Annotated in this window: 7 protein-coding genes; 4 read left to right on the top strand and 3 right to left on the bottom strand. The window is 68.3% G+C overall.

Translation table 11 applies throughout. From position 1 onward, the window contains the following. Positions 1-324 (top strand): transporter substrate-binding domain-containing protein (locus tag JMF90_RS19485; protein ID WP_201325332.1); only part of this gene is annotated, 324 nt, incomplete at its 5' end. 226 nt (positions 325-550) lie between these two features. Here the strand turns inward: JMF90_RS19485 and JMF90_RS19480 are convergent. After that, positions 551-799 (bottom strand): hypothetical protein, encoded by a 249-nt coding sequence (locus JMF90_RS19480; protein ID WP_074803957.1) that lies wholly within the window; start codon positions 797-799, stop codon positions 551-553. A gap of 609 nt (positions 800-1,408) precedes the next feature. Here JMF90_RS19480 and JMF90_RS19475 point away from each other — a divergent pair. Next, on the top strand, positions 1,409-1,795 hold the full coding sequence (locus JMF90_RS19475) for a GtrA family protein (RefSeq protein ID WP_011548182.1): 387 nt from the start codon (positions 1,409-1,411) through the stop codon (positions 1,793-1,795). Positions 1,796-1,832: 37 nt separating this feature from the next. On the opposite strand, the gene JMF90_RS19470 is transcribed toward JMF90_RS19475, so the two are convergent. Together JMF90_RS19470 and JMF90_RS19465 are read right to left on the bottom strand one after the other, a co-directional pair. Further along, on the bottom strand, positions 1,833-3,323 hold the full coding sequence (locus JMF90_RS19470; protein WP_011548183.1) for a sigma-54 dependent transcriptional regulator: 1,491 nt from the start codon (positions 3,321-3,323) through the stop codon (positions 1,833-1,835). Between the two features lie 455 nt (positions 3,324-3,778). Further along, the gene (locus tag JMF90_RS19465; protein ID WP_011548184.1) at positions 3,779-4,696 is read right to left on the bottom strand and encodes a metal-dependent hydrolase; all 918 of its coding nucleotides are present in this window, start codon (positions 4,694-4,696) and stop codon (positions 3,779-3,781) included. Between the two features lie 579 nt (positions 4,697-5,275). Between JMF90_RS19465 and JMF90_RS19460 the strand changes: the two genes are divergently transcribed. Both JMF90_RS19460 and JMF90_RS19455 read left to right on the top strand, forming a co-directional pair. Beyond that, on the top strand, positions 5,276-5,617 hold the full coding sequence (locus JMF90_RS19460; RefSeq protein WP_006479474.1) for an FKBP-type peptidyl-prolyl cis-trans isomerase: 342 nt from the start codon (positions 5,276-5,278) through the stop codon (positions 5,615-5,617). A 25-nt stretch (positions 5,618-5,642) separates the two neighbouring features. Next, the coding region (locus tag JMF90_RS19455; RefSeq protein WP_201325331.1) for an AraC family transcriptional regulator at positions 5,643-6,284 on the top strand (642 nt) is incomplete at its 3' end.

Below are 6,284 nucleotides of genomic sequence, written 5' to 3'. Positions count from 1 at the left end.
AAGCAAGGCGCGAACGTCGTGTCGTACCAGAACCAGGACGGCGTGTATGCCGACCTGATCGCCGGCCGCCTCGACGCGGCCCTCCAGGATGAAGTGCAGGCCGCGATCGGGTTCCTGAAATCGCCGCGCGGCGCGAACTACACGTTCGTCGGGCCCGAGCTCGTCGACGAAAAGGTGCTCGGCATCGGCGCCGGCATCGGTTTGCGCCAGGAGGACACCGACCTGAAGGCGAAGATCGACCGCGCGATCCACGACATGGTCAAGGACGGCACCTACAAGCGGCTCGCATCGAAGTACTTCGACTTCGACATCTACGGCGGTTGAAAAACGGCGTCGCGCGCGTACGGATGACTGCTTCCGTCGCGCGCGTCCGACCGCCCCTCCCCTTCAACCGGATGGCAACGGCGGCGCGTGGTTCGCCGTTTCATCGAATGCCTGTTTCTTGCGTCGTCCGCAGCGCGCGGCACGACGCTTCGCGTCATCGTTCGGATTGCATATCGATCCTTCGCGGCAACGACATGCGACGCGAACGGACGTCGTGCGGATCGATTCAATAGGCGAAAACCGGGCGGCGCGGCACGGGCGCCCGTGCGCACATGCCCATGCGGATCGGGTTCGCGTGCAGGAAAGTGCCGACCCGGCGCGGATGACCGGCAACCAGCCGGATCCGCCTCGCACCGGGCGCGGAGAGATGGCCTGTCGAGGCATGCCGGTCCGCTGCAAGCGCGATGCTCGAACGGCGATGTCCCGAATCACTGCGATCGCGGCCTGCGGACCGCGGCGTGTGATGATCGATCATTTTTCTACCCCGTTTGCTGTCTGATGTTGGTTCCGGCAACCGGACGATGCCGATGCTCCGGCGATCAGCCGACGACGTTCCGTGCTCGCCGTGACGCGGCTGCTGCACCGCGCCCGACCGCCGCATCCCCGCGGACCGCGTCCTGGCCGGTACGGAAAGCTTTCGCTGCCTGACCGGAGGACCTCGCGTCGTCGACTCTCGCACGTCTCTCTTTGCAAGGACCGGGCCAGCGCGACGCGAGCCCGGCCGGACAAGGCGGCGGCCGGGCCGGCTGGCGGCCGGAACGGGCGTGGCATGCAGGAAGTTACGAAACTGAAACGTCGGCGCAACGGCGGGCGCCGGCCCTGCGACGGCGGGGCCTTGCGGAATAAGGCTGAACAATGGAGCGCGGAATTTTTACCGGCGGCGGGATGGCCGAACGACCCGTTTCGTCGCGGCAATCCGCCCGGCGATCCACACGAAATGTTTCATGCGCTTTACATGCCGGCGCTGGCGGCAACGCGCACCGCACGTCGCTGCCGGACGCTGGACGCGGCCGCCGATCGCATGGCTATACTGCGACACCGCTTCACGCGATCTCACGCGACTTCACGCAAACCACCGCCCACGATGATCCGTACCTTCCATGCCGCCGAGCGCGCCAGGCTGATCCGCTTCGGCGTGTCCGGTGTCGGCTCGACCGCGCTGCATGCGCTGATCGCCGCCGCGATGTTCGCGCTGTTCGACGCGACGCCCGTCATCGCGAACGCGACCGCGTTCGTCTGCTCGACCGCGTTCTCGTATCTCGCCAACACGCTGTGGAGTTTTTCGTCGCCGGTGACGTGGGGCAACTTCGTGCGCTTTCTCGCGGTCGCGATGGCCGGCCTGGCCGTGACGATGCTGCTGGCGCACGGCACCGACGCGCTCGGGCTCGCGCGCGCGTGGAGCATCGTCGCGGTCGTGCTGTGCGTGCCGCCCGTCACGTTCGTGCTGCACCGGCTGTGGACCTATCGCTGAAGCGGTCCGCACGCATCACACGCCTCGCACCCGCCGCTCAGCCGACGCGCTGATGCCCCGCGTCGCCCGACGGCGCGCCGTCGTGCCCGCCGCTGTCGCCATTCCCGCCGTTGCCGCCGTTGTTGTCGTGATCGTTCAGCCCGTGCTCGATCATCATCCGGTAGAGCGTCACGCGTGAAATGCCGAGTTCGGCGGCGGCCTTGTTGATCCGGTGGTCGTTGCGCAGTAGCGCGTTCTCGATCGCGGTGCGCTCGGCCAGCGCCCGCGCCTGCTCGAGCGTCACCGGTTCGGTTTCGCCGGGCGTATCGAGTCCGAGATCGTGCGGCGTCAGCAGCCGGCTCTCGGCCATCACGATCGCACGCCGCACGCGGTTGATCAGTTCGCGCACGTTGCCGGGCCACTCGTAGCGCCGCATCGCGTCGAGCGCGGCCGACGTGAAGCCGCTGATCTTGCGGCCGCTGTCGGCCTTGAATTTCTGCAGCACGTAGTGCGCGAGGATGTCGATGTCCTTGCCGCGCGCGCGCAGCGGCGGCTCGTGGATGCGCAGCACGCACAGCCGGTGATAGAGATCCGCGCGGAAGCGCCCGGCCTCGACCGCGCCGTCGAGATCGACGTGCGTGGCCGAGATGATCCGCACGTCGACCACGATCGATTCCTGGCCGCCGAGCCGTTCGATCTTGCCCTCCTGCAGGAAGCGCAGCAGGCTCGCCTGGCTTTCGACCGGCATGTCGCCGATCTCGTCGAGAAACAGCGTGCCGCCGTTCGCCGATTCGATCCGGCCCGCGCGCCGCTGGTTCGCGCCGGTGAACGCGCCGCGTTCATAGCCGAACAGTTCCGACTGCAGCAGGTGATGCGGAATCGCGCCGCAATTGATCGCGACGAACGGCCCCTTGCCGCGGCCGGAGCGCTCGTGAATCGCGAGCGCCGTCAGCTCCTTGCCGGTGCCCGACTCGCCCGAGATGAACACGCTCGCGTCGGTCTTCGCGACCTTGCGGATCGTGCTGAACAGCTGCTGCATCGCCTCGCAGTTGCCGATCATCCCGTGTTCGCCGATCGACGCCGCATAGGCGGCGCCATCGACGCGATCGAGCGCGGCCATCCCGCGCGCATGGCCGAGCACGTGCGAAATCCATTCGTACGGCAGCGGCAGCGTCACGTAATCGAAGCAATAGCTACGGATCAGCTCGCGCACGGCGGGGCCGATCGTGATGCCGGCCTGCGCGATGGAAATCCAGCCGATCGCCGGCTGGCTCAGGCACATCTTCAGCGCGGGATAGTCGCGCGACGTGAACCCGGTGAAATCGACCAGCCCGGCGGCCACGCTCACGCCGCAGGTCATGTTCTGCGCGGCGCCGGCCGTCTTCGCGACCGTGATCTCCCAGCCGAGCCCGCGCAGTTGCGCCAGCAACGGCTCGTCCGGCGTGCGCATGATCACGAACAGCTTGCGGCCGGCCTCGGGAGCGGTGACGGACACGTCCGTCATCTCGGGCGCCGCCGGCCCGTTTGCGTCGGGTGACCTTGCAACCATCGTTGTTCCCCGCTTGGCGTTGGTATCGCGCGCCGGCTCGCCGCCGCGTACGACGGACACGATCGAACCGACATATTGGCCGTATTTCCGTCCGAATAAAATCCCCCTTCGCATGAATCGCGCCGGAGGTCGACGTTGCCATGAACGGTATATCGATGCGGCAGGCCCGCGGCTAGATGGGTGTTATCCCGGTGGCGGGCGCCGTGCGCGACCGGCGAGGACCGGCGCCGAGCGCGCAAAGCCGCGCCGGTACTGGCGCACGGCGATGGCGAACGACGCGGCGCACGCATGACCAGCGGCGGCGGCGCATGCGCGCGCAACCGGTCGGCCGGGCACGCGGGCGCCCGTGCAACCGGTTCCGGTTGATTTTCGTCAATCGTCGGAAGAAGCGGGCTGATGCACGCACGCAACATGCGCGGCGCCCCGCCGAGTGGGTGGGGCGAGGGACGGCCGGGTCAGCGGCCCGATGCGAGCGGCGCCGGTGCGTTCGCGCGACCGCGGCCGGCCGGCGTGCCGCCGTGTTCGCCATAGGTGGCGGCCAGTGCGTCGACCCGCGCGAGATGATGGTGATTGTCGTGATCCCACGGGTGGAAGCCCGGCCGGAAAAAGCTCAGCCATTCGCCGGCGATGCGCGGAAACAGCCCGCGGCGCGGCCCGTACAGGAACGCGATCATCCGCAGCATGCCGCGCACGTGATGGCCGGCGCCGCGATCGCGCCACAGTAGCGTCGCATGCATCAGGAACACGGTCGGCCAGAACGTCAGCGTCGTCAGCAGATACACGCCGATGCGGATCAGGTAACGGCGGAGCCCCGGCTTCATCGCGGCATTCCACACGTCGAACGACACGGCCTTGTGCTCGGTTTCCTCCAGCGCGTGCCAGATCCACATCTGCCGGTAGCCTTCGACCGAACCGTCGAGGCGCGTCGGGTCGCGCAGCAGCCAGTCGGCGAGCATCGCCGTGTAGTGCTCGGCGGCCACCGTATGCGCGAGCTGTACCGAATGCGGCAGCTTGCGCTTCATGTAGCCGAGCACCGTCCACACGCGCTGGTCGAGCTTGCGCGCGGGCAGCCGGTTCGCCTGCATCAGCTCGTTGTATTCGATGTGCTCGCGCGTGTGCATCGCCTCCTGGCCGATGAAGCCGAGCACCTGCTGCTTCAGCACGGGATCGTCGATCCGGTCGCGATAGTTGCGCACCGAATCCATGAAGAAGCGCTCGCCGGCCGGAAACAGCAGCGACAGCGCGTTGAAGAAATGGGTCACGTGCGACCCGAGGCCATGCCAGTCCTTCGCGCGCTCGACCGGCAGGTCGAAGCGCAGGTCGCGGCGCACCGGCATGATCCCGGCTGCGGTGGCGGAAGCGGCTGACTTCATTGCATCGTTCTCCTGTTGCGGCACGGCCCGGCGCATCGTCCGACGCGGCCGGCGCCAGTCCGGGCGGCGCAGCGCGCGCCGCCAAAATCATGACATCGACAGATGTAAAGATAGGCCGCACGCGCCGGCACACGCAAGCCGCGCGGTAGATGCGCGCTTCCAAACAGGGCACGGTCGGCAACGCGGAAAAAACGGCGCTCGAACGACGCGCCGACGGGTCGGGATTCGAACGCGGGAGTGCGCGTCAGGGCGAGGTGCCGGATGCAGTGCGGCGCCCGGCGATCGGCCCGCAAGCCCCGTGTGGCGGGTCTTTCGCGAGATCGGGCAATGATCGTGCAGCAGGCTGTACATGAGCCGGCCACATCGATTCATACGCGCAGCGCACTGCCGTGGTGCAACCTTGGGCCCGCGGCTCGCGAAAAATTCAAACGCGCGTTCCAATTGCGTGTCGGGCGATCCCGCGCGCGGCGCTCCGCCACGCTTGCCGACACGCGTACGGCGGCACGAAATCCACGCGCGCCGGCCCGTTGCGCGCTCGCCTACAATAGCGGTTTCACGCAACCTCTTTCAGGAGAAATCATGTCCGTCATCACGACCGAATCGGGCCTCAAGTACGAGGACCTGACCGAAGGCACCGGCGCGGAAGCGCAAGCCGGCAAGACCGTCAGCGTCCACTACACGGGCTGGCTGACCGACGGTCAGAAATTCGATTCGAGCAAGGATCGCAACGACCCGTTCGCGTTCGTGCTCGGCGGCGGCATGGTCATCAAGGGCTGGGACGAAGGCGTGCAGGGCATGAAGGTCGGCGGCGTGCGTCGCCTGACGATCCCGCCGCAACTCGGCTACGGCCCGCGCGGCGCAGGCGGCGTGATTCCGCCGAATGCGACGCTCGTGTTCGAAGTCGAACTGCTCGACGTCTGACCCCGCATCCGGCCGTTTCCTTCCGATGGAACGCATCGCCTCCCCCGCCATCGCGCTGCGCCGCTACGACACGTGCGAAGCGTCGGACGTGCACGACTTCCACCAGGTCGTGCTCGGCGTCGACGGCGCGATGGTGATGGCGGTGGACGGAATCGGCCGTCGCATCGACCGGCACGCGGCCTGGCTGATTCCGGCCGGCGCGCGCCACGACTACGCGGGCCTCGGCGACAATCGCCAGCTCGTGATCGACCTGCCCGCCGCGTCGCTCGCGGTGCCTCAGCGACTGTTCGACCATGCGCGCGCCGTGTCGATCGACCCGGCGCTCACGTCGCTCGTCGCGCAGGTCGCGGCGGCGGCCGCGCAACACGATGCACCGGACGGCGACGCACGGCAGGCCGCCGCGCACCGTTTCCAGTGGCAGGCCGCGGCACGCCTGTGCGACGCACTGCTCGACGATGCGGGCATCGCCGCGCCCGCGTCGGGCCTCGATTTCGCGCGCATCGACCGCTGGCTGCGCGCGCGGCTCGCCGACCCGCTGCGCATCGCCGATCTCGCCGCGCACTGCGGCTACGGGATGCGCCGGTTTCATCAACTGTTCGTCGACGCCTTCGGCGAAACGCCGCATCGCTACCTGCAGCGGCTGCGGCTCGACGCGGCCGTCGTGCTG

The sequence above is a fragment of the Burkholderia sp. E168m23 genome, from assembly GCF_016586125.1.
In the GTDB taxonomy this organism is placed as follows: domain Bacteria; phylum Pseudomonadota; class Gammaproteobacteria; order Burkholderiales; family Burkholderiaceae; genus Burkholderia; species Burkholderia orbicola.
This window is presented reverse-complemented; position numbering and strand designations above follow the sequence as displayed.